Below are 21,808 nucleotides of genomic sequence, written 5' to 3' on the forward strand. Positions count from 1 at the left end.
GCTGGGTGTGTTTTCCCGTGCGTCTGGATGTCGTTCAATCGATCTGCTTTTGCCACGCGGCGAAGATCCCGCCGCACACCGCCACGCCGATCAGGAAATAAAACCCGTCGAGCGAACTCAGAAAGCTCGCCTGCTGCGCGACCATGCGGCTCACCTGCGCGAGGGCAAGTCCGTGCGCTTCGCTCGCCGACCGGCCCATCAGTTCGAAGGAATGCGTCAGCGCGGCGTAGGTGCTCTGGAACGCCGGGTTGAACGGATTCACGAACTCGGCGAGCCGCGTCTGGTGCAGCGCGAGCCGGTGCTGCTCGACGATGATAACGGTGGCTGTGGCGAACGATATCGTCAACTGCCGGACGATGTTTTTCAAGCGGTAACCGTGCGTGAATTCTTCGATCGCGAAGATGCGGAACGTGAGATTGGCGACGGGCAGCACGATGAAGAGCAGCAGCAGGCCACGCAGCAGCAGCGGCGGGATGAGCCAGGCTTCGCTAGCCTGCGGCGTGAGCCGCGTCATCCAGAACGAAATGAACGCCGAGAGCACGAAGCCGGGCACGATGATCCACTTTTTGTGCGTAATGAGCTTCGCGTAGCGGAAATAGAAAAAGAGGGCGCCGGCCGAGATGAGCGACGTGATGCCGGTGAGGCGTCCGGCGTTTTCGACGGGGTAGTTGAAACCGCCTTCGAGCAGCCGCGAGACCAGGTAGCTGAGCGCCGTGCTCAGGTAGTAGTAGACCATGTAGAGCAGCAGGCCCACCCGGAACGGCTTCTCGCGCAGTGCGTGCAGGCGCATGAGCGGCTTCGGATGATGCCACTGGTGCCAGCCGAACCAGGCGAGCGCCGTGATCCCGACGAGCGTGAGCAGAATGATTTCCGGCGACGCGCTGAAGAGTTCGAAGCGCACCTGCTGCATGGCGATCTGCAGCGCGCCCTGTGCAAACGCGAAGATGAGGTACGGCCAGAAGTGCGCTTCGCCGCGCTCCTCAGGCAGCAAGTGGCCCGTATCGGGCAGCGCGAGCAGGGCCAGCACGGCATAGAGCACGCCTGCGGGCGCGGAAAACGCGAACAGGGCGCGCCAGTCGAAATGCGCGACGAGCTGCCCGCCCACGAGCGGTGCGAGCGCGCTGGAGAGCACGATGAGAATGAGGAACGCGCGCGTTGCCACTGGACGCTGCTGCGGCGTGAAGCTGATCTGGATGAGGATGCGGCAGGTGCCCATCATCGGGCCGATGAAGTAGCCCTGGAAGCCGCGCGCGAAGGCAAGCTCGATCGACGATTCGCAAAGTGCCGCCGCGATCGCGCCGACGGCATAGAGCAGCAGGCAGCTCCCCACGTAGCGGCGGTAGCCCATGCGCTCCACCCACCATTGCTGCTGCAGGATGCCCAGAACGGCGCACACGGCGTAGGCGCTCGACGACCAGACGAGCTCGTCGGGCGACGCGTTGATGCCGCCCGCGATATGGCTCGTGAAGAACGAGAAGATCGCATTGTCGTAGTAGTCGAGACCGGTCGCGAGGGCGAGCACCCACGGGAAAAAGTCGCCGCGCAAGCGCGCCGCGCTGAAGATCGGCTCGCGAGGCTGGGCCGTGCTCATGCCGATTCGTCGTTCTCCCGTGCGTTGCCCGAAGGCTCTGCCGGTCTGCCGCCCGTCGCGGCCGCCTTGCGTCGCCGCGTGGCGGCGAGGCGCTGCTCGATCAGCTGATCGGACGGCTCTCCCGCGAGGCGCCGCTGCAGGTAGTCGAGGTCGTCGGCCAGCTCCATGCGCACCGTCTGCGCCTCCTTCAACTCGCGGCGCACGGCCGCGATGCGCGTGTCGAGCGTCTCGATCTGCTGCGCCAGTGCATCGGCGATCTGCTGGAGCGACTCCTGCGAATAGCGCCGGCGGCCTTCGCCAACCTGTTCGAGCGGCCGCTTGAGCATTTCGGTGATGCCGTGCAGCGAAAAGCCGAGCGCGCGCAGCCGCAGGATGCGCGAAAATTGCTCGAGGTCGTGCTCGTCGTAGAGCCGGTAGCGGCCTTCACTGCGCGAGGGGCTGACGAGCCCCCGCTCTTCGTAATACTTGAGCGTGCGCGGCGTGACGTTCAGGCGCTCGGCTGCGTCGCGCACCGTGAGCAGCGCGGGGGAATCCTTGGGCATGGGGAACTCTTTTTTCGCCGGGACGCGATCAAGACACGCTGCGCATTGTACTTCAACGTGAACGTGCACGTACAGGTTGCGAGGTGCAGTGATCCGCTGCCGGAAAAGAAAAACGCCCGCGAAGTCGCGGGCGTTTTGCGGTGATTCGAGCGGGCGAGGGCCTTTAGCCGCCGCGGCGCATCATGTCGAAGAACTCGGAGTTGTTCTTCGTCTGGCGAATCTTGTCGAGCAGGAATTCCATGGCCTCGACTTCGTCCATGTCGTGGATGAACTTGCGCAGCACCCAGATCTTCTGGAGGATGTCCGGCTTGATCAGCAGTTCCTCGCGGCGCGTGCCCGACTTGTTCAGGTTGATCGACGGGTAGACGCGCTTTTCCGCGAGACGGCGTTCGAGGTGCACTTCCATGTTGCCGGTGCCCTTGAACTCTTCGTAGATCACGTCGTCCATGCGGCTGCCGGTTTCGATCAGCGCCGTGCCGATGATGGTGAGCGAGCCGCCTTCTTCGATGTTACGTGCCGCGCCGAAGAAGCGCTTCGGACGCTGGAGTGCGTTGGCATCCACACCGCCCGTGAGCACCTTGCCCGATGCGGGCACAACGGTGTTGTAGGCGCGCGCGAGACGCGTGATCGAGTCGAGCAGGATCACGACGTCGTGCTTCATTTCGACGAGGCGCTTGGCCTTCTCGATCACCATTTCGGCGACCTGCACGTGACGCGCAGCCGGTTCGTCGAAGGTCGAGGCGATCACTTCGCCCGCCACCGAGCGCTGCATTTCGGTCACTTCTTCCGGGCGCTCGTCGATCAGCAGCACGAACAGGACCACGTCGGGGTGGTTCTGCTTGATGGCGTGCGCGATGTGCTGGAGCATCACGGTCTTGCCGGACTTGGGCGAAGCGACCAGCAGGCCGCGCTGACCCTTGCCGATAGGCGCGATCATGTCGATGATGCGGCCCGTCACGTTCTCCTCGCCGCGCATCTCGCGCTCGAGCAGCAGCACCTTGTTCGGGTGCAGCGGCGTGAGGTTCTCGAACATGATCTTGTGCTTCGAGGCTTCCGGCGGCTGGCCGTTGACCTTGTCCACCTTCACGAGCGCGAAATAGCGTTCGCCGTCCTTCGGCGTGCGCACTTCACCTTCGATCGTGTCGCCGGTGTGGAGGTTGAAGCGGCGGATCTGCGACGGGCTGATATAGATATCGTCCGTGCTGGCGAGATACGAGGTTTCCGGCGAGCGCAGGAAGCCGAAGCCGTCGGGGAGCACTTCGAGCGTGCCGTCACCGAAGATCGTTTCGCCCGTCTTGGCGCGCTTTTTGAGAATCGCGAACATGAGTTCCTGCTTGCGCAGGCGGTTCGCATTTTCGATCTCGAGGCCATTGGCCATCTCGATCAATTCAGACACGTGCAGAGACTTGAGCTCGGAAAGATGCATACGGAGAACCCGTCGGGGAGGAGTGCGACGAAAAGAATGGGGGAAAAGAAGCGAGCGGAACCGCTCAAGGACTTTTGGTTGAAACTTCGCTTCAAGCTTGCTTGAAACTTTTATAAGGGCGCCGGTAGACGCTTTATGAATTCTAGCATAGCACACGCCAGAAACCGTCAGTGAAGACCGACAGCAAGTTTCGGCGTGTTTTTATGGTGCGTGTTGTCGCGTGACAACACGCACCGTTGCTTGGCTCATCCCCTTGCTGGCCGGGCGATGCGCCCGGGCGGGGAGGGGCGGCCAGCGAGGAAGTTACAGGTGGCTGTCCAGGAACGCGGTGAGCTGCGACTTCGAGAGCGCGCCGACCTTCTGCGCCGCCACGGCGCCGTTCTTGAAGAGGATCAGCGTGGGGATACCGCGCACGCCGAACTTCACCGGCGTCGACTGGTGCTCGTCGACGTTGATCTTCGCGACCTGAAGGCGATCGCCATAATCCTTCGCGACTTCATCGAGAATCGGCGCGATCATCTTGCACGGGCCACACCACTCGGCCCAGAAGTCCAGCAGCACGGGCTTGTCGGATTTCACGACGTCCTGTTCGAACGATGCGTCGCTGATATGCTTGATTTGTTCGCTCATTGTATGAATACCTCTTTCGATTCGAGGCCGAGTAAATTGCTCGCCACGATACACCAAAACTGAAAATTCTTCCGGGGCCGCCTGGGCGGCCAGACCGAACCCCAGTCATACGTCCGAATCACACGCCCTTCGCACGCAAACCGCGTGGCCCAGCCGATTGCCGACGCCAGTGTAGCCTAAATCCCTATGCGTTGCCGACGGTGATAGTACTCATGCCGCAAGCAGGGTTTCCGTCCTCCAGGCCACATTCGGCGGCACATTCTGGCGGCGGCGCGAGCCTTTTCGCGGGGGCCATTTCGTGCGGTACCTCGTGCTCCTGCACGCTATCTGGAGGCGATGCGAGCCATTGCAAGGGGGTAGCTACCTGGGCGCGCAACGATGCTCGGCGCGGCTCGGCGCGTTTTTTCGCACTGCAGCAGTCGCATTGGCGCGCGACCGATGTTAGAATGCGCCGTGACGGGCCTCCTCGCATGGAGGGGCGGTCAACCTGGTCAGGTCGGGAACGAAGCAGCCACAGCCGTTTTCCGCCAGTGCCGAGGGTCAGGCTCGTCACCTTCCTCTTTTCTTCCGTTTTTCTCCGCAGATACGAGATTGACGCCGCGCAATCGACTGCGCGACGCGGTTCTTCGTTCGTCGTGTTTGTCACGCCTGCATCGCCACTGTTTTCGTCGTCCGCAATCGCCGGCTCGCGCCATTGCGCGGCGGCCGCGAACCGGGCATTGGCCGCCTTTCGATTCATCTGGACGCGCGGGCGTTGCTGATACAATTTCCAGATGACCTATCAAGTTCTCGCACGCAAGTGGCGACCGAAGGATTTCGCTTCGCTCGTCGGACAGGAGCACGTGGTGCGCGCGCTCACGCATGCACTCGACGGCGGCCGCCTGCATCACGCGTACCTCTTCACAGGCACGCGCGGCGTGGGCAAGACGACGCTGTCGCGTATCTTCGCCAAGGCGCTCAACTGTGAGACCGGCGTGACGTCGAAGCCCTGCGGCGTGTGCCGCGCGTGCCGGGAAATCGACGAAGGGCGTTTCGTCGATTACGTCGAGATGGATGCGGCGAGCAATCGCGGCGTGGACGAAATGGCCGCGCTGCTCGAGCGTGCGGTCTACGCGCCGGTCGATGCGCGCTTCAAGGTCTACATGATCGACGAAGTGCACATGCTCACGAACCACGCCTTCAACGCGATGCTGAAGACGCTGGAAGAGCCGCCGCCGCATGTGAAGTTCATCCTCGCGACGACGGACCCGCAGAAGATTCCGGTCACGGTGCTCTCGCGCTGCCTGCAATTCAATTTGAAGCAGATGCCGGCGGGCAACATCGTGGAGCATCTCACGCATATTCTCGGAGAAGAGAAGGTCGAGTTCGAGGCGCAGGCGCTGCGCCTGCTCGCGCGCGCCGCAGACGGCTCGATGCGCGACGCGCTTTCGCTTACCGACCAGGCCATCGCGTATTCGGCCAACCAGGTCACCGAAGAAGCGGTGCGCGGCATGCTCGGCGCGCTCGATCAAAGCTATCTGATCCGCATGATCGACGCGCTCGTGGCCGGCGACGGCGCGAACGTGCTCGCCATCGCCGACGAAATGGCGCTGCGCAGCCTGTCGTTTTCCGCCGCGCTGCAGGACCTCGCGAGTCTGTTCCATCGCATTGGCTGGGCGCAATTCGCGCCTTCATCGGTGCTCGACGAGTGGCCCGAAGCCGACGACATTCGCCGTTTCGCGGAAGCGTTGAGCCCGGAGCAGGTCCAGCTTTTCTATCAGATCGCGACCCTCGGGCGCAGCGAACTCGGCCTGGCACCCGACGAATACGCTGGCTTCACGATGACGCTCCTGCGCATGCTGGCGTTCGAGCCTTCCGTGAGCGCGGGCAGCGTGGGCAGTGCGCCTGTGTCGAAGCCCGCTGCGGCCAGCGCGGGCGCGCGTGCGGCGGCTCCGGTAGCGGCGTCGGCGCGCAGTGCGGCGCCTGCCGCTGCGCAGCCAGTCGTGCCGAAGCCCGCCGCCCCGCTGCCGCAGCCGACCGAAGCCGCACCGGCGAAGATGCCCGATGCCGAGCCGCAAGCGAGCGCGTCCGCGCCTGCGCCTGCGCAGTTCGCGAGGCCCGCGGACGAAGCGCGCGTCGTCCCGCCCTGGGAGGACGAGGGCGAGTCCGCGCCGAACCCGGGCGCAGCGCCACAAGCTGCGCCTGTGGCACCGGTCGAGCCGGCTGCGGCGGCTCCCGCGCCAGAAGAGACACAACCTGTGCAGAGCGTGGCCGCTGCGCCCGCGCCGCAATTCGAATCTCGTGAGGAACCCGCCGCTGCGGCATCCGCGCGTGGTGGTGCAAGCGCTGCGCTTGACGTGCTGCGCAGCAAGGGCATGCGTGTTGCCACGGGCCGTCCCGCTGCCGCTGCAGGCGCGAGCGCCCCGGCGCCCGCGCCGAAGGCCGCACCGCGCATGGAAGTGAAGGTGCCGACGCCCGATCCGGCTCGCCGCGCCGCCGCGCACGAAGCGCAGGCACGACAGACGCCGCGCAACGCAAACGCGCAGCAAGACGCTTCGGGCGCGCCGCCGTGGGACGATATTCCACCCGACGACTACGTGCCGCTCGGCGCCGATGACGCGTACTTTGCGCCGCCCGACGACGGCTTCGTGCCTCCTTACGACAGCGAGCCGTCCGCGCCGCGCGGCGCCGCTGCGATGCCGACGCCGTCGCCGGCCGTGGTCGATGTGAGCAAGCTGCCGCCGGGCATTGCGCTCGATCCGATCGGTTTCGCGGGCGACTGGCCTGCGCTTGCCGCCACGCTTTCGCTCAAGGGCATCTCGTACCAGCTCGCGTTCAACAGCGAGCTGACGGCGCTCGAAGGCACGCTTCTCAAATTGAGCGTGCCGGTGCCGCAGTACGCCGAAGCCTCGCAGGTCGCGAAGCTCAAGACGGCGCTTGCCGAGCGTCTTGGCAAGACCGTTGAAGTGAGCGTGGAAGTCGGCCCCGCGCGCCGCACGGCGGCCGCGCTCGACGCCGCCGATCGCGCCCAGCGTCAACGCGAAGCCGAGCGCGAGATCGGCGCCGACCCCTTCGTGCAGCAACTGATTCGCGATTTCGGCGCGAGCATCGTGCCGGGCTCGATCCGGCCGGTCGCGCCGGAAGCCGCATCGGGCGGCACTCAGGCCGCCCACTGATTTGCGCCGCGCGGCGCGCAAAGCGTCGCGCGCTTTTGAGCGCATCGATTCGAACGACTACGATCCAGAAGGAGCAGTGACTATGTTGAAAGGCCAACTCGCAGGGCTCATGAAGCAAGCCCAGCAGATGCAGGAAAACATGAAGAAGATGCAGGAGCAGCTTGCCCAGATCGAAGTCGAGGGTCAGGCTGGCGCCGGTCTCGTCAAGGTCACGATGACCTGCCGCAACGACGTTCGCCGCGTGTCGATCGATCCGAGCCTGCTCACGGACGACAAGGACATGCTCGAAGACCTCGTGGCCGCGGCGTTCAACGACGCGGTGCGCAAGGCCGAAGCCACGTCGCAGGAAAAGATGGGCGGCATGACCGCCGGCCTGCCGCTGCCGCCGGGCTTCAAGATGCCGTTCTAAGGAACGTGGCGAGCGCCGCGTCTGCGTGAGGCAGACCGGCGCCCGCGTGTCCCGCGTGCCTCGTCGCGACCCGGCAGGGCTGCGCGGGCGTCACGGCGTCGAAAGTAGCAAGCAGTAGCAAGCAGTAGGTAGCAAGCAACACCAGGCAGCAGGAAGCACCCCGAAGCAGGTTCCGCTTCAAACCCCCGTCGCGCATCTCGCGCTGAATCCGCATGAAACAACCTTCCGCTCTCGCCGCTCTCGTCGAGGCGCTGCGCGTGTTGCCCGGTGTCGGGCCGAAGTCGGCGCAACGCATGGCCTATCACCTGATGCAGCACGACCGCGACGGCGCCGAAAAGCTCGGCAACGCGCTCCTGTTCGCGACCGGGAATCTGAAGCACTGCGAGAAGTGCAATACCTTCACCGAAGCTCAGGTGTGCGAAACGTGCCTCGACGAGGAGCGTGACCCTACGCTGCTGTGCGTCGTCGAAACGCCGGCCGACCAGATCATGCTCGAACAGACCTTGACGTACCGCGGTTTGTATTTCGTGCTGATGGGGCATCTGAGTCCGCTCGACGGCATCGGTCCGAAAGAGATCCATTTCGACCGGCTCGTGAAGCGCGCGTCGGATGGCGTCGTCAAGGAAGTGGTGCTCGCCACCAATTTCACGAACGAGGGCGAGGCGACGGCCCACTATCTCGGTCAGACGCTCAAGGCGCGCGGACTCGCCGTCACGCGTCTCGCACGCGGCGTGCCGGTGGGTGGCGAGCTCGAATATGTCGACGCGGGCACCATCGCGCGGGCCATGCTCGACCGGCGCTCGATGTAGCGTCCCGCCAGGCTTCGATCGCGGCGCACTCGATGTGGTGCCGCTCGCCGAACAGAATGAAAGGAGACCCCATGAGTGCAGCCGCCCCTTCCCACGATTCCCCCCATTCCCGGTCGAACGCATCCGCAGCGAAAGGCGCGGGCCCGCTCGCGGGCGTCAAAGTCCTCGAACTCGGCACGCTGATCGCCGGTCCGTTCGCCGCTCGCTTTCTCGGCGAATTCGGCGCCGAGGTCATCAAGATCGAAGACCCCAAGGGCGGCGATCCGCTGCGCAAATGGCGCAAGCTCTACCCGGAAGCGGGCGGCACGTCGCTCTGGTGGGCCGTGCAGGCGCGCAACAAGAAGTCCGTCACGGTGAATCTCAAAGCCGAAGAGGGCAAGGAGATCGTGCGGCGGCTCGCGAAGGAAGCCGACATCGTCATCGAGAATTTCCGACCCGGCCTGCTCGAAAAGCTTGGGCTCGGCTACGACGTGCTCTCGAAGCAGAATCCCGGCCTCGTGATGGTGCGGCTCTCGGGCTACGGCCAGAGCGGCCCGTATCGCGACCGTCCGGGCTTCGGCGCGATCGCCGAATCGATGGGCGGCCTGCGCCACATCACCGGCTATCCCGATCTGCCGCCGCCGCGCATCGGCATTTCGATTGGCGACTCGATCGCTGCGCTGCACGGCGTGATCGGCGCGATGATGGCGCTCCATCATCGCAACATGAACGGAGGCAGCGGCCAGATCGTCGATGTCGCGCTCTATGAGGCCGTGTTCAACATGATGGAGAGCGTGGTGCCCGAGTACGGCATGTACGGCATGGTGCGCGAGCGCACCGGCGCGTCGCTGCCGGGCATCGTGCCGTCGAATACGTACCCGTGCCGGGACGGTAGCATCGTGATCGGCGGCAACAGCGATCCGATCTTCAAGCGCCTGATGATGGCCATCGACCGCGCGGACCTCGCGAACGATCCGCAACTCGCCCACAACGACGGCCGCGTGCCGCGCACGGCGGAGATCGACGGCGCAATCGCGGCGTGGCTTTCCACGCGCACCATCAACGAAGCGCTCGACGTGCTCAATGCCGCCGACGTGCCCGTGGGCCGCATCTACAGCGTGGCCGACATGTTCGCCGATCCGCAGTTCGCGGCGCGCCAGATGATCCAGCAGTTCCGCTGGCAAGCGCCGGGGGAGCAAGAAGGCGAAGGCGTGGACATCGCGCTGCCCGCGGTCACGCCCAAGCTTTCGGCGACGCCCGGCGACACGCGCTGGCTTGGTCCCGCGTTGGGCGAGCATACGGATGAAGTCCTGAGGACGCTGGGCTACGACGCGGACCACATCGCACGGTTGCGCGAGCAACACATCGTCTAAGGCGAGTGCCTTATGCAAGACGGCTCGCCGGTGAACCACCGGCGAGCCGTTTTCGCTTTGCGTCCTGCGTGGCAGGAAACGTTCAGGGCTCGATCACGATCTTGCCCGTCACCTTGCGCGAGGCCATGTCCTTGAGCGCCTGCGCGGCGTCGGCGAGCTTGTAGCGCTTCGAGACGTACGGCTTGAGCTTGCCTTCACCGATCCAGCCCATCATCTGCGTGAACGCTGCCGCATTGTGCTGCGGTTCGCGACGCGCGAAATCGCCCCAGAACACGCCGACGAGGCTCGCGCCCTTGAGCAGCGCGAGATTGAGCGGCAGCCTGGGAATCTCTCCATTCGCGAAGCCGACCACGAGATAGCGGCCGCGCCAGCCGATGCTGCGGAACGCCGGTTCCGCATACTCGCCGCCCACCGGGTCGTAGATCACGTCGGGGCCTTTGCCGTCGGTGAGTGCCTTGATGCGCTCGCGCAAGTCCTCGGTGCTGTAGTTGATGGTGGCGTCCGCACCGAAGCGGCGGCAGACTTCGAGCTTCTCTTCGCTCGAGGCGGCCGCGATTACGCGCGCGCCGAGCACCTTGCCGATTTCGACCGCCGCGAGGCCCACGCCGCCCGCCGCGCCGAGCACGAGCATCGTTTCGCCTGCGCGCAGGGCCGCGCGATCGACCACCGCGTGATGCGACGTGCCATACGCGAGCGTGAAAGCGGCGGCCGTCGCGAAATCGGCGCCTTCGGGCAGCGCCACGCACGCCGATGCGTCCGCAAGCGCCTGCTCGGCGAACGCGCCAGTGCCCACATAGGCCACTACGCGCGTACCGGGCGCGAGCTTCACGCCTTCGCCCGCCGCGCGCACGACGCCCGCGAGTTCGGCGCCGGGCGTGAAGGGCAGCGGCGGCTTCATCTGATACTTGTTCTCGATGATGAGTACATCGGGAAAGTTCACGGCCGCGGCCTTCACGTCGATCACGACCTGACCGGGGCCCGGCACGAGGTCGGGCGAGTCTTCGAGCGTGAGCGAGTCGGGTGGTCCGTACTGGTTGCAGCGGATTGCGCGCATCGTGTCTCCTGTCTTTTCCGGTTCGGTTGCTTGCAGTTGCGTCGGTCATGCATTCGCTACCGCGGGACAGTGTACGGCAATCCGCCGCAATGCGAACGATCGTGCGATTTATTTCGCGTCGATGACCGGGTGTCTTTCGAGCCGTGCCGTGGATGCGAATGCGCCTCGCGCCGGCGCATGATTTCGACGTGCAGCCCAGTGGCAGACGCGCCCTGGCGTATGGGCCGGGCTGTCGTTCGCGTGCCTTCTTTCCTCGGTTACAATCGCTCGATGCGAATACTACTCAGCAACGACGACGGTTACCTCGCCCCCGGCCTTGCGGCGCTGTATGAAGCGCTCAAGCCGCTCGGCGAAGTCACGGTCATGGCGCCCGAGCAGAACTGCAGCGCCGCATCGAACTCGCTTACGCTGTGGCGCCCGCTGTCGGTGTTGCGATCGGCGAGCACCGGCTTCTATTACGTGAACGGCACGCCCACCGACTCGGTGCACATCGCACTCACGGGCATGCTCGACCAGCAACCCGACCTCGTGGTCTCCGGCATCAACAACGGCCAGAACATGGGCGAGGACACGCTGTACTCGGGCACGGTGGCCGCGGCGACCGAAGGCATTATGTTCGGCTTGCCGGCCATCGCGTTCTCGCTCGTCGATAAAGACTGGGTGCATCTCGATTCCGCCGCGCGCGTCGCGGCCGAGATCGTTGCGCATTACCTCGCGAACCCGCTGCCGGGTCATCCGCTGCTGAACGTCAACATTCCGAACCTGCCGTACGAAGAGCTTGGCGACTGGCGCGTCACACGCCTCGGCAAGCGTCATCCTTCGCAGCCCGTGATCCGCGAGACCAACCCGCGCGGCGAGCCGATTTACTGGATCGGGCCGTCGGGCAGCGCACGCGATGCGAGCGAGGGCACGGACTTCCACGCGGTGGCGAACGGCCATGTGTCGATCACGCCGCTGCAACTCGATCTCACCCATACGCAAATGCTGTCCGCGACGCACGACTGGGCGCGCAAGGGCGGCAGTGCTTCATGACGGGCGAGCGCACGAAGCGTTTTCCGCTCGGGCTTGCGGATCTCGTACGCGAGCCGCGCCGGCGCGACGCGCGTCCGGGCGAAGCACGCCCCTCGCTCGCGAACGCGGGCAACAGCAGTCCGTCGAAACCGGGCGTCGGCACACTCGCGAAGCCCGGCGCGAAGGTAGGTAATCCGGCCGTCGCGAAGTCCTCCGTGAGCACACCGTTCAAGGCGCCGCCTGCGAAGCCGGTCAATGCGAAGCCGGTGAGCGCAAAGCCGGCGGGTTCGATCAAGCCTGCGCATCCTGCCGGCAACGCTGCCGCGCCGCGCGCCGCCATGCCGGGCGGCGTGAGTGTGCCGCGTGCTGCTGTGGCCGTCACGGGCGCGCCCGCCGTTGCGCTCAACGGCGCGCATGCGCTGACTTCGGAACGCATACGCGAACGCATGGTCGAACGCCTGCGTGCGAACGGCATCGCCGATGCGCGCGTGCTCCAGGCGCTCGCGGCCGTGCCGCGCCACATGTTCATCGATCCGGGTCTCGCGACCCAGGCCTACGAAGATGCGGCGTTGCCGATCGGTCATCACCAGACCATCTCAAAGCCTTCCGTGGTCGCGCGCATGCTCGAGCTCGCGGGCGCGGGCCGCGTGCTGGAGCGCGTGCTCGAAATCGGCACCGGCTGCGGCTATCAGGCAGCGGTGTTGAGCCAGATCGCACGCGACGTGTATTCCATTGAGCGCATCAAGCCGTTATACGAGCGCGCGAAGACGAATCTTCGTCCGCTGCGTATCCCGAATATCCGCTTGCACTACGGCGACGGACGGCTCGGTTTGCCGTCGGCGGCGCCGTTCGACGCGATCGTGATCGCTGCTGCGGGCTTCGACGTGCCGCAGGCGCTGCTCGAGCAGCTCGCCATTGGCGGGCGGCTCGTGGCGCCGGTCGCGGTGTCCGGCACCCAGAGTGCCGCCGGCGAAGCGACGCAGGTCCTCACGCTCGTCGAGCGTACGGGGCCGGCGCAGTGGCGGGAGTCACGCCTGGATCGCGTTTTCTTTGTCCCCTTAAAATCTGGAGTGATCTGAATCCGATGAGTATGTTGCGCGCGATCAAAAGAAACCGCCTGAATGTCGACCTGCCCGAAGCCACGCTGATCGCAGCCCAGCGCGGCGCCGCGGTCGCCGCGCTCTGTCTTCTGGCCGCCTGCGCCACGCGACTCGATCAGGCACCCGTGGTCGACCGCACCGCGCCGCTCGGCACGGCGGCTGCACAGCCTCCGGTGCCGCTCGGGCCGCCGCCTCCGGGATATTACCGGGTGAAGCCGGGCGACACTCTCTATAGGATTGCGCTCGAAAACGGCCAGAATTATCGCGACATCGCGACGTGGAACAATCTCACCAATCCGAACCAGATTGAGGTGGACCAGTTGTTGCGCGTCGTGCCGCCGGGTGCGAATCCGTCGGCATACACGCCGGGTGTCGTGACCGCGCCGGTGCCGGGCGTGGGCGCTGCACCGGGCGCTCCGGCAGCGGGGACGCCGGCGCAGCCGCCGATCTACGGTTCGGGTGCGAACGCAGCCCCGCCGACGGCCGCCGTGCCGCCGCAGCCGGGTGCGAGCGGCGGCGATGTCGCCGCGGCGCCGGGCGGCAACATCGCGCTCACGTGGCCGGTGCGTGGTCCGGTGCTCAACGGCTTCGACGATACGAAGAACAAGGGCATCAATATTGGCGGTGCGTCGGGCGATCCTGTCAAGGCAGCCGGCGATGGACGCGTGGTTTATGCCGGAAATGGGCTGCGCGGTTACGGCAATCTCATTATCATCAAGCATGACGCGACGTTTTTGACCGCGTATGCACACAACCGGACTTTGATGGTAAAAGAAGGGGATGCGGTCACCAAAGGTCAGAAGATCGCCGAAATGGGCAATACCGACTCGGACCGGGTGATGCTGCATTTCGAAGTACGCCGTCAGGGTAAGCCCGTCGACCCACTGAAGTACTTGCCGCCGCAATAAAAGCGAGCCGACCATGCCGAAATCGAAGCGCCGTCTGCAGCAATCCGAGTCTGACAGCCAAGCCGCCCAGGTTTCGGTGGAGGACGGCGCGCAGGCGGGCGACGACGACGCGTCGCCCGAACTCGACGGCGGCCGCGACTACGAAGAGCGCGAGGAGCGTGAAGAGCGCGATTCGCAGTCCGACGAAGGCGGCTCGGGCGAGGGCACCGAAACCGCCGATGCCGCACCCGACGCCGACGATTTCCGCGCCATGCTGCAGGCCGAACTCACGGCCGACACTATCCAGCATTATCTGAACCGGATCAGCGTGAAGCCGCTCCTCACTGTCGAGGAGGAGCAGCGCTACTCGCGGCTCGCCAAAGCCGGCGAGTTCGAAGCGCGTCAGGTCATGATCGAGCGCAATCTGCGCCTCGTCGTCAGCATTGCCAAGGGTTACCTCAATCGCGGCGTGCCGCTGCTCGACCTGATCGAGGAGGGCAACCTCGGCCTCATGCACGCGATCGAAAAGTTCGATCCCACGCGCGGCTTCCGTTTCTCGACGTATGCGACCTGGTGGATCCGCCAGAGCATCGAGCGCGCGATCATGAACCAGGCGCGCACCGTGCGTTTGCCGGTGCACGTGATCCGTGAGCTCAACCAGGTGCTGCGCGCGAAGCGACATCTGGAGAAGAACTCGCTCAACGCCGATTCGGCCTCGGAGCGGCGCGACGCGAGCATCGACGACATCGCGTATCTCACGGGCAAGACCACCGAGGAAGTCACCGACATTCTCGCGCTCAACGAACACACGGCCTCGCTCGACGCTCCGCTCGACCTCGACCCGGCCAGCAGCCTGCTCGACCTGCTCTCGGACGACCAGAGCCAGTCGCCCGATGCCGAAGTGCAGCATCGCGAACTGGAAACGCTTACACGCGCGTGGCTCGGCCGGTTATCCGATAAGCATCGCCACGTCATCGAACGGCGCTTCGGGCTGAACCATATCGAGCCCGCCACGCTCGAAGAGCTGGCCGACGAAATGGGCCTCACCCGCGAGCGCGTGCGGCAGATCCAGCAGGAAGCGCTGGTGCGCCTCAAGCGCTTTTTCGCTTCGAACGGCGTGCGCAAGGACGCCGTACTCTAAACCCTCGCAGTCCATCTGAATGACAGTTCCTGTACTCGTATTCGACATCGAGACGATTCCCGATGTCGACGGCATTCGCCGTCTCGACGATCTGCCCGCCGCGCTCACCGACACCGAAGTCGCCGAGCACGCCTTCGCCGCGCGCCGCGAGAAAACCGGCAGCGATTTCCTGCCGCATCACCTGCAGCGTGTCGCTGCTATCTCGTGCGTATTTCGCGACGGCCAGGGCTTTCGCGTGCGCTCGCTCGGCACGCCCGAAGACGGCGAGGCGCGCCTGATCGATTCGTTCTACCGCACGATCGAGAAGTACTCGCCGCAGCTCGTGTCGTGGAACGGCGGCGGCTTCGACTTGCCGGTGCTGCACTATCGTGCGCTCGTGCACGGCATTCGCGCGGTGCGCTACTGGGAAACGGGTGAAGAGGACCGCGAGTTCAAGTGGAACAACTACCTTAGCCGCTACCACACGCGTCACACCGACCTGATGGATGTCCTGGCGATGTATCAGCCGCGCGCTAACGCACCGCTCGACGCGCTCGCGAAGCTCTGCGGTTTTCCGGGCAAGCTCGGCATGGACGGCGGCCAGGTGTGGACCGCGTTTCAGGAAGGCCGCATCGAGGAGATCCGCAACTACTGCGAAACCGACGTGGTCAACACGTATCTGCTCTATTGCCGGTTTCAGATGATGCGCGGCGGTTTCACAGAGCGCGAATATGCGGATGAGATCGAGTTCGTGAAGCAGTCGCTCGCCGCGGAATCCGCACCGCATTGGGGCGAGTATCTCGAGGCCTTCGCGAGCTAGGCACGGCGTCGTCCCTCAGCCGAGTTCGAGCACGATCGGCTGATGATCCGAAGCCTGGGTCGCGCCGTCTATCTCGCAGCTTCGCAAGCGTGGGCGCAAATCCTCCGTGATGAAGACGAAGTCGCACGCGAGCGGACCGTCCGACCATTGCTTCGTGTCATAGACGCCGGCCGTTGGCGGCGGCGTCGCGCCCGCATGCAGCGCGGTCCACGCGTCGACGAAGGCTGGGCTGCCCGCGAGCGGTTCGAGCATGCGCGTGTACGCCTCGCTGCCCCACGCGCTGTTGAAGTCGCCGCAGACGATCGCGGATAGCGGGCGCGCGGTGCGGGCGAACGGGCCCACATCGTTTTCGGCGGGCGCGGGATGCGCCGCGTGATCGGCGGCTTCCTGCTGCAGGCGCCGCAGCTCGTCGACTTGCGCGAGCCGCTGGCGCAGCGAATAAAACTCCAGATGCGTGACCAGCACGCGCAGCGCGCCGCCCGGCACGTCGAGCACGGCTTCGAGCGCCACGCGTTGCATCGAGGGTGCGGTGGAGTCGGCGGGCCACGGCAGAGCATGGCGAAAAACCTGCGCGAGCGGCAAGCGCGTGGCGAGCGCGTTGCCGAACTGGCGGCGCGGCATTTGCGCCGTGCCTTGACTGGAGGCTTGCGCGCCACGCGGCGCAGGCAAGTCGGCGCCGATCGCCTCGATGACCGTATAGCCGGGCAGCAGCGCGCGCAGTTCGGCGAACTGATCGTCGCCGGGACCACCCGGCAGCGCCCGGAAGCCGCGCGTGATCTCCTGCAGGCACAGCACGTCGATGTCGGCGAGGCGCTGCGCCTCGCGCACCGTGCGCGCGAGATCGACGACGCCAGAAGCGTCGCGGCCCCACTGCACATTCCAGCTCACCAGTTTCATCGGCACGCTCCTCGTATGGTGCGGCGGCGGTTCGCGCACGCATGTTTAACCCTAGCCTGTTTTTCCCGATATGTCGTATGACGAATGCGATGGCAGCGACGCAGAGGGGGCGCAGCGCGCCCAATCGGTCCAGTGCGCAAACGGCAGCGACGCAGCGCGGGCGCCGACTTCGACTACAATCTCGCCTTCGCCCACAATTCACTCATCGTCAGTCAGGAATCCGCTGGTGTCTCAAGCTGCCCCCGACCCTCAAGCCGAGCCTGCCCAGGCCGAGCCTATGCCGTCCACGCCCACGAAAAGGCGCAGCAAGCGCGAGCGCCGCGCCGAAAAGCGCGCCGCCATCGAAGCTTCGGTCGCTCATGCCCCCATTCTCGAGATCGAGTCGCTCGACATGGAGGCCCGCGGCGTTGGCCGCACCGTGACCGAGACGGGCGAGCCCGGCAAGGTGATCTTCGTCGAGGGCGCGTTGCCGGGCGAGCGCGTGACCTACCTGAGCTACCGCAAGAAGCCTACGTTCGAACAGGCGCAGGTGGTCGACGTGCTGCGCGAGAGCGCGATTCGCACGAAGCCGCAATGCGCGTTCTTCGGCACCTGCGGCGGCTGCTCGATGCAGCACCTCGACGTGCGCGCGCAGATCGCCGTCAAGCAGCGCGTGCTCGAAGACAACCTCATGCACCTCTCGAAGGTGCGTTCGGAGACGATGTTCCGACCGATTCACGGCCCGTCGTGGGGCTACCGCTATCGTGCGCGTCTCACGGTGCGCAATGTGCCGAAGAAGGGCGGCGTGCTGGTCGGCTTCCACGAGAAGAAGAGCAGCTACGTGGCCGACATGACGAGCTGCGAAGTGCTGCCGCCGAACGTCTCGGCAATGCTCGTGCCGTTGCGTCATCTGGTGGCCGCGCTGTCGATTCGCGATCGCATGCCGCAGATCGAACTCGCCGTAGGTTCGAGCGTGACGGCGCTCGTGCTGCGCATTCTCGAGCCGCTCACGGCCGCAGACGAAGACCTGCTGCGCGCGTTCGCGGACGCGCACAACGTCCAGTTCTGGCTGCAGCCGAAGGGCCCGGACACGGTGTTCCCGTTCTATCCGCTCGACAAGGAGCTGGACTACACGCTGCCCGAATACGGCATTCGCATGCCGTTCAAGCCGACGGACTTCACGCAGGTCAATCACCAGATCAACCGCGTGCTGGTGGGCCGCGCGCTGCGCCTGCTCGCGCCCCAGGCCGGCGACCGCGTGCTCGATCTGTTCTGCGGCATCGGCAACTTCACGCTGCCCCTCGCGCGTCTCGCGCGCGAAGTGGTGGGGATCGAAGGCAGCGATACGCTGACGGCGCGCGCGCTCGAAAATGCCCGCGCCAACGGCGTGGACGGCCACACGTCGTTTGCGTGCCGCAACCTGTTCGAAGTCACCGCCGACGACATCCGCGCGCTCGGCCACTTCGACAAGTTCCTCGTCGACCCGCCGCGCGAAGGCGCGTTCGCCGTTTCCCAGGCGCTCGCGGAAATCGCGCAGAGCGGCAATGGCCCGCTGCCCAAACGCATCGTCTATGTGTCGTGCAGTCCCGGGACGCTGGCCCGCGACGCGGGGGTGCTCGTCAACGAGGCCGGCTTTCGGCTCAAGGGCGCGGGCGTGGTCAACATGTTCCCGCACACGTCGCACGTGGAATCGATCGCGCTGTTCGAGCGCGACTGAGCAAACGCCGCGACAGCGCAGGCGCGTAGCCTGCGCTGCGGCCGCTGAAGCGAAAAAAAACGCCACCGGAAACCGTGGCGTTTTGCTTTGCAGCGGGCCTCAGGCTAGAGGCGCGGCGATCACCAGATCTGCCACCAGGACTTGTTTTCCTTGCCGGGACGCGCGTGACCGGTGATGTACGGGCTGTCCGGGAAGGTGCCGGCGAGCACGCGGCGCGTGTCTTCGGCGAGCTGCGGCTGATCGAGCTTCTGGTACGACAGGATCATGATGTGCAGCGCGTCTTCGATTGCCGGCGCGCTCTTGTAGTCCTGAATCGCGAGCTGCGCGCGGTTGATGGCCGCCACATAGGCGCCGCGGCGATAGTAGTAGTCGGCCGCGTGCACTTCGTGCGAAGCGAGCGCGTTCACGATGTAGCGCATGCGCTGGGCGGCGTCCGGCGCGTACTTGCTCTGCGGATACTTGTCGACCACCACCTTGAACGCGTCGTACGACTCGCGCAGCGACTTCGGGTCGCGCTCGCTCATGTCCTGGCCCGAGAAGCGGCCGAACAGACCCAGGTCGTCGTTGAAGTGGATCATGCCCTTGAGATAGTACGCGTAGGCGATGTCCGGGTGATCCGGGTGCAACTGGATGAAGCGGTTGATCGCCTGGTCGGCGGAGTCGTTCTCGTTGTCCTTCCAGTTGCAGTAGGCCACGTTGATCTGCGCCTGCTGGGCGAAGTGGCCGAACGGGTCGCGGCCCTGGAGTGCTTCAAAATATTTTGCGCACTTGCCCCAGTCGCCGCCGGAGAGCGCGTCCTGGGCCTCCGTATATAATTTGTTGTTGTTCCACGCTGCCGTTTCGTCGGTCTTTTCCGGCAGGCCGTGGCAGGCCGCGACCACGGCGAACGCCGCGCCGCAAGCAGCAAGCCGAATGATGTTGCCAATCTTGCCGAGCGTGTTTGCTCGCGTCGCGCGCATTGCGTTTCGGGCCACCGCGTGTTGGGCCAGTTTCGTAATCGTGTTCAAGGCTCGCATTTATCCAGTCCAGCTTCAGGTCTACAGGTGACCCAGACTCAATGACCCGTACAGTTATTCCGGGGGCCGGCGCTCCCGGCGCCCAAAACAGCATCAGAGATTATAGCCTGGGCGATGCGCCCGATGACGCAGCCTCCAGTGAGGGGCTCGACGACGAACTCGCAGGCGAGGGCGTCGGCGGCGCCCCGCGTGCGCGCGGCGACGAAGCCCCGCGCTCGGTTCAGGTGCCAGATGAGCTCGCTGGCGAGCGCCTCGACAAGGTGCTCGCCAAGGTATTTCCAGAATTTTCACGCAGCCGTTTGCAGGGCTGGATCGAAGAGCAGCGCGTGCGCGTGGACGGCAAGCCGGCGAAGGTGCGCCAGCCGGTGCCGCTCGGCGCGACCATCGAGCTCGTGCCGGACCTCCTGCCCGAGCAGCTCGCGTTCGCGCCCGAGCCGGTGCCGCTCGACATCGTCTACGAGGACGACGCCATTGTCGTCATCAACAAGCCCGCCGGGCTCGTCGTGCATCCGGCCGCGGGCAACTGGAGCGGCACGCTCCTCAACGGTCTCCTGCATCGCTATGGCGAAGCCGCGGCGGGTCTGCCGCGCGCGGGAATCGTGCATCGGCTCGACAAGGAAACGTCCGGGTTGATGGTCGTCGCGCGCACGCTAGAGGCGCAGACGGACCTCGTTCGCCAGCTGCAGGCGCGCACGGTCAAGCGCCGCTATCTCGCGCTCGTGTGGGGCAACATGGCCGAGGAAGGCACCATCGACGCACCCATCGGCCGCGACCCGCGCGAGCGCACGCGCATGGCGGTGGTGAAGGGCGCGTCGGGCAAGCCCGCGCGCACGCACTTCCGGCGCATCGACAAGACGCTCTGGCACAACCAGCCCGTGAGCGCCATTCATTGCGACCTGGAAACGGGGCGCACACATCAGATTCGTGTTCACTGCGCGCACATCGGTCATCCGCTGCTGGGCGATCCGGTGTACGGCCACGCGCGCGGCAAGCGCTCGGTCGCGGCGCTGCCCGATGGCTTCGCGCGCCAGGCGCTGCACGCGTGGCGTCTCGGCCTCGTTCATCCAGTCACGGGCCGCTCGATGCAATGGCGCGCCGAAGTGCCCGACGACCTGGACGCGCTGATCGAGGCGCTCGGCTTCGGCGGCGAGGAAGACGAGGACGAAGCCGGCTTCGATGAGGACATGTTCGACAGCGCGTACACCGACGAAGGCTACGTGATCGGCAGCGACGAAGAAGATGACGAAGACGACGAAGACGACGAGCAAACCGAGGATAAGCACGCATGACGACCTGCCCGGAACTGACATCCGACGCTTTGCTGCATCCCGACTGGCAGGTTTCGCCGCGCGTACGCGCCCTGGTGACGACGCGCGACGGCGGCGTGAGCGAGCCGCCATTCGGGCGTTGGCAGGCGGCGCAGGGCGGTGAAGGCATGGATCTCCCCGGCGGCCTGAATCTCGGCCGCGGCTCCGGCGACGATCTTGCGCACGTCGAGGCGAACCGCGAGCGGCTGCTCGCGCATGCGGGCGTGCCGGCCGCGTGGCTCAAGCAGATCCACGGTCCGATCGTGGTCGACGCCGCGCAGGCGCTTGCGGCCGCGCGCGCGGGCGCCCCGCTCGAAGCCGATGCGAGCGTGAGCGCCGAGCCCGGCATCGCCTGCACGGTGATGGTGGCCGACTGCATGCCCGTCTTGCTGTGCGATGGCGAGGGCCGCGCCGTGGGCGCCGCGCACGCGGGCTGGCGCGGGCTGGCCGCGGGCGTCATCGAGCGCACGGCCGAGCGCGTCGCGGCGCTCGCGGGCTGTGCGACGGCCGACCTGCATGCGTACCTCGGCCCCGCGATCGGGCCGACGGCCTTCGAGGTCGGCGCCGACGTGCGCGACGCGTTCATGACCCATGCGGAGCAGGTCGACGCGGCGCGACGCGATGCCCATCGCGCCGCCACCGCGGCGGCCTTCGTGGCGCGCCCCGAGGCGAACGGCAAATACCTTGCAGATCTTCCCGCGCTGGCGCGGCTGCGGCTCGATACGCTCGGCGTGCGCCACGTGAGCGGCGGCGACCTGTGCACGGTTACGCTGCGCGAGCGCTTCTATTCGTACCGGCGCGATCGCGTCACCGGCCGCATGGCCGCGCTGATCTGGCTCAATCCCTGACCTCGCTGCGCCGCGCCGCCGTCGTGAAACGGCGAGGCGGCGCGTGGCGAGTCAGACGATTTTTGTTGCACTGCAGCTATTCCCGCAACGCACTGTGCTCCTCTCACGGTGCATTAGCTCCCCGATTGCCGCATTGCA

General features: G+C 65.9%; 19 protein-coding genes and 1 other RNA gene. 13 read left to right on the forward strand and 7 right to left on the reverse strand.

Annotated elements, in window-relative coordinates; all coding sequences use genetic code 11:
- Positions 1-34: 34 nt before the first annotated feature.
- The 4 genes from AB4Y43_RS04345 to trxA all read right to left on the reverse strand — a co-directional run bounded on the left by AB4Y43_RS04345 (position 35) and on the right by trxA (position 4,189).
- Positions 35-1,591 carry an MFS transporter gene (locus tag AB4Y43_RS04345; protein ID WP_342945693.1) on the reverse strand — a complete coding sequence of 519 codons (1,557 nt, stop codon included), beginning with the start codon at positions 1,589-1,591 and terminating at the stop codon, positions 35-37.
- Positions 1,588-2,133 (reverse strand): MerR family transcriptional regulator, encoded by a 546-nt coding sequence (locus tag AB4Y43_RS04350; RefSeq protein WP_368727108.1) that lies wholly within the window; start codon positions 2,131-2,133, stop codon positions 1,588-1,590. The genes AB4Y43_RS04345 and AB4Y43_RS04350 overlap by 4 nt, the downstream gene beginning before the upstream one ends.
- A 163-nt stretch (positions 2,134-2,296) precedes the next feature.
- The gene (gene rho / locus AB4Y43_RS04355) at positions 2,297-3,559 is read right to left on the reverse strand and encodes a transcription termination factor Rho (RefSeq protein WP_027818379.1); all 1,263 of its coding nucleotides are present in this window, start codon (positions 3,557-3,559) and stop codon (positions 2,297-2,299) included.
- 303 nt (positions 3,560-3,862) lie between these two features.
- Positions 3,863-4,189, reverse strand: coding sequence for a thioredoxin TrxA (trxA, locus tag AB4Y43_RS04360; RefSeq protein ID WP_027818380.1), 327 nt, complete (start codon positions 4,187-4,189; stop codon positions 3,863-3,865).
- 455 nt (positions 4,190-4,644) lie between these two features.
- Here trxA and ffs point away from each other — a divergent pair.
- The 5 genes from ffs (at position 4,645) to AB4Y43_RS04385 (ending at position 9,914) form a co-directional block, all read left to right on the forward strand.
- Positions 4,645-4,743, forward strand: an RNA gene (gene ffs, locus AB4Y43_RS04365) — signal recognition particle sRNA small type.
- A gap of 219 nt (positions 4,744-4,962) precedes the next feature.
- The gene (locus AB4Y43_RS04370) at positions 4,963-7,344 is read left to right on the forward strand and encodes a DNA polymerase III subunit gamma/tau (RefSeq protein WP_368727109.1); all 2,382 of its coding nucleotides are present in this window, start codon (positions 4,963-4,965) and stop codon (positions 7,342-7,344) included.
- Between the two features lie 82 nt (positions 7,345-7,426).
- Positions 7,427-7,753, forward strand: coding sequence for a YbaB/EbfC family nucleoid-associated protein (locus AB4Y43_RS04375; RefSeq protein WP_069267501.1), 327 nt, complete (start codon positions 7,427-7,429; stop codon positions 7,751-7,753).
- A gap of 212 nt (positions 7,754-7,965) precedes the next feature.
- Positions 7,966-8,562, forward strand: coding sequence for a recombination mediator RecR (recR, locus tag AB4Y43_RS04380; RefSeq protein ID WP_368727110.1), 597 nt, complete (start codon positions 7,966-7,968; stop codon positions 8,560-8,562).
- A gap of 71 nt (positions 8,563-8,633) precedes the next feature.
- The gene (locus AB4Y43_RS04385) at positions 8,634-9,914 is read left to right on the forward strand and encodes a CaiB/BaiF CoA transferase family protein (RefSeq protein WP_368616220.1); all 1,281 of its coding nucleotides are present in this window, start codon (positions 8,634-8,636) and stop codon (positions 9,912-9,914) included.
- 82 nt (positions 9,915-9,996) lie between these two features.
- Here the strand turns inward: AB4Y43_RS04385 and AB4Y43_RS04390 are convergent, their stop codons facing one another.
- Positions 9,997-10,968, reverse strand: coding sequence for an NADPH:quinone oxidoreductase family protein (locus tag AB4Y43_RS04390; RefSeq protein WP_069267499.1), 972 nt, complete (start codon positions 10,966-10,968; stop codon positions 9,997-9,999).
- Positions 10,969-11,238: 270 nt separating this feature from the next.
- Here AB4Y43_RS04390 and surE point away from each other — a divergent pair, with 270 nt between their 5' ends.
- Genes surE through AB4Y43_RS04415 form a run of 5 tightly spaced genes read left to right on the forward strand, consistent with a single transcriptional unit; the run spans position 11,239 to position 15,906 of the window.
- A complete protein-coding gene (gene surE / locus AB4Y43_RS04395) occupies positions 11,239-12,000 on the forward strand; it encodes a 5'/3'-nucleotidase SurE (protein WP_069267606.1) in 762 nt (253 codons plus the stop codon).
- Positions 11,997-13,058 carry a protein-L-isoaspartate(D-aspartate) O-methyltransferase gene (locus AB4Y43_RS04400; RefSeq protein WP_069267498.1) on the forward strand — a complete coding sequence of 354 codons (1,062 nt, stop codon included), beginning with the start codon at positions 11,997-11,999 and terminating at the stop codon, positions 13,056-13,058. The genes surE and AB4Y43_RS04400 overlap by 4 nt, the downstream gene beginning before the upstream one ends.
- Positions 13,059-13,063: 5 nt before the next feature.
- Positions 13,064-13,987, forward strand: coding sequence for a peptidoglycan DD-metalloendopeptidase family protein (locus AB4Y43_RS04405; protein ID WP_069267497.1), 924 nt, complete (start codon positions 13,064-13,066; stop codon positions 13,985-13,987).
- Positions 13,988-14,000: 13 nt separating this feature from the next.
- Positions 14,001-15,107: an RNA polymerase sigma factor RpoS gene (gene rpoS / locus AB4Y43_RS04410; RefSeq protein WP_069267496.1), complete on the forward strand. Its 1,107-nt coding sequence runs from the start codon at positions 14,001-14,003 to the stop codon at positions 15,105-15,107.
- Positions 15,108-15,126: 19 nt separating this feature from the next.
- Positions 15,127-15,906, forward strand: coding sequence for a 3'-5' exonuclease (locus tag AB4Y43_RS04415; protein ID WP_368606703.1), 780 nt, complete (start codon positions 15,127-15,129; stop codon positions 15,904-15,906).
- A 15-nt stretch (positions 15,907-15,921) separates the two neighbouring features.
- On the opposite strand, the gene AB4Y43_RS04420 is transcribed toward AB4Y43_RS04415, so the two are convergent.
- Complete coding sequence (locus AB4Y43_RS04420) at positions 15,922-16,803, reverse strand: endonuclease/exonuclease/phosphatase family protein (protein ID WP_368727111.1); 882 nt, start codon at positions 16,801-16,803, stop codon at positions 15,922-15,924.
- 277 nt (positions 16,804-17,080) lie between these two features.
- Here AB4Y43_RS04420 and rlmD point away from each other — a divergent pair, with 277 nt between their 5' ends.
- Positions 17,081-18,499, forward strand: coding sequence for a 23S rRNA (uracil(1939)-C(5))-methyltransferase RlmD (gene rlmD / locus AB4Y43_RS04425; protein ID WP_368727130.1), 1,419 nt, complete (start codon positions 17,081-17,083; stop codon positions 18,497-18,499).
- A 119-nt stretch (positions 18,500-18,618) separates the two neighbouring features.
- Here rlmD and AB4Y43_RS04430 read toward each other — a convergent pair whose 3' ends face one another.
- Complete coding sequence (locus AB4Y43_RS04430) at positions 18,619-19,515, reverse strand: outer membrane protein assembly factor BamD (RefSeq protein ID WP_368727112.1); 897 nt, start codon at positions 19,513-19,515, stop codon at positions 18,619-18,621.
- A gap of 41 nt (positions 19,516-19,556) precedes the next feature.
- Between AB4Y43_RS04430 and AB4Y43_RS04435 the strand changes: the two genes are divergently transcribed.
- Both AB4Y43_RS04435 and pgeF read left to right on the forward strand, forming a co-directional pair.
- Positions 19,557-20,804, forward strand: coding sequence for an RluA family pseudouridine synthase (locus AB4Y43_RS04435; protein WP_368616223.1), 1,248 nt, complete (start codon positions 19,557-19,559; stop codon positions 20,802-20,804).
- Positions 20,801-21,670 carry a peptidoglycan editing factor PgeF gene (gene pgeF, locus AB4Y43_RS04440; protein WP_368727113.1) on the forward strand — a complete coding sequence of 290 codons (870 nt, stop codon included), beginning with the start codon at positions 20,801-20,803 and terminating at the stop codon, positions 21,668-21,670. The genes AB4Y43_RS04435 and pgeF overlap by 4 nt, the downstream gene beginning before the upstream one ends.
- Positions 21,671-21,808: the final 138 nt, after the last annotated feature.

It is taken from the genome of Paraburkholderia sp. BR10872, assembly GCF_040965835.1.
Lineage (GTDB): Bacteria > Pseudomonadota > Gammaproteobacteria > Burkholderiales > Burkholderiaceae > Paraburkholderia > Paraburkholderia nodosa_A.

Bases quoted from the DNA above. Each gene is read 5' to 3' on its own strand.
- AB4Y43_RS04345 (WP_342945693.1), bottom strand. From the start codon at position 1,591: ATGAGCACGGCCCAGCCTCGCGAGCCGATCTTCAGCGCGGCGCGCTTG.
- AB4Y43_RS04350 (WP_368727108.1), bottom strand. From the start codon at position 2,133: ATGCCCAAGGATTCCCCCGCGCTGCTCACGGTGCGCGACGCAGCCGAG.
- rho (WP_027818379.1), bottom strand. From the start codon at position 3,559: ATGCATCTTTCCGAGCTCAAGTCTCTGCACGTGTCTGAATTGATCGAG.
- trxA (WP_027818380.1), bottom strand. From the start codon at position 4,189: ATGAGCGAACAAATCAAGCATATCAGCGACGCATCGTTCGAACAGGAC.
- AB4Y43_RS04370 (WP_368727109.1), top strand. From the start codon at position 4,963: ATGACCTATCAAGTTCTCGCACGCAAGTGGCGACCGAAGGATTTCGCT.
- AB4Y43_RS04375 (WP_069267501.1), top strand. From the start codon at position 7,427: ATGTTGAAAGGCCAACTCGCAGGGCTCATGAAGCAAGCCCAGCAGATG.
- recR (WP_368727110.1), top strand. From the start codon at position 7,966: ATGAAACAACCTTCCGCTCTCGCCGCTCTCGTCGAGGCGCTGCGCGTG.
- AB4Y43_RS04385 (WP_368616220.1), top strand. From the start codon at position 8,634: ATGAGTGCAGCCGCCCCTTCCCACGATTCCCCCCATTCCCGGTCGAAC.
- AB4Y43_RS04390 (WP_069267499.1), bottom strand. From the start codon at position 10,968: ATGCGCGCAATCCGCTGCAACCAGTACGGACCACCCGACTCGCTCACG.
- surE (WP_069267606.1), top strand. From the start codon at position 11,239: ATGCGAATACTACTCAGCAACGACGACGGTTACCTCGCCCCCGGCCTT.
- AB4Y43_RS04400 (WP_069267498.1), top strand. From the start codon at position 11,997: ATGACGGGCGAGCGCACGAAGCGTTTTCCGCTCGGGCTTGCGGATCTC.
- AB4Y43_RS04405 (WP_069267497.1), top strand. From the start codon at position 13,064: ATGAGTATGTTGCGCGCGATCAAAAGAAACCGCCTGAATGTCGACCTG.
- rpoS (WP_069267496.1), top strand. From the start codon at position 14,001: ATGCCGAAATCGAAGCGCCGTCTGCAGCAATCCGAGTCTGACAGCCAA.
- AB4Y43_RS04415 (WP_368606703.1), top strand. From the start codon at position 15,127: ATGACAGTTCCTGTACTCGTATTCGACATCGAGACGATTCCCGATGTC.
- AB4Y43_RS04420 (WP_368727111.1), bottom strand. From the start codon at position 16,803: ATGAAACTGGTGAGCTGGAATGTGCAGTGGGGCCGCGACGCTTCTGGC.
- rlmD (WP_368727130.1), top strand. From the start codon at position 17,081: ATGCCGTCCACGCCCACGAAAAGGCGCAGCAAGCGCGAGCGCCGCGCC.
- AB4Y43_RS04430 (WP_368727112.1), bottom strand. From the start codon at position 19,515: ATGCGAGCCTTGAACACGATTACGAAACTGGCCCAACACGCGGTGGCC.
- AB4Y43_RS04435 (WP_368616223.1), top strand. From the start codon at position 19,557: ATGACCCGTACAGTTATTCCGGGGGCCGGCGCTCCCGGCGCCCAAAAC.
- pgeF (WP_368727113.1), top strand. From the start codon at position 20,801: ATGACGACCTGCCCGGAACTGACATCCGACGCTTTGCTGCATCCCGAC.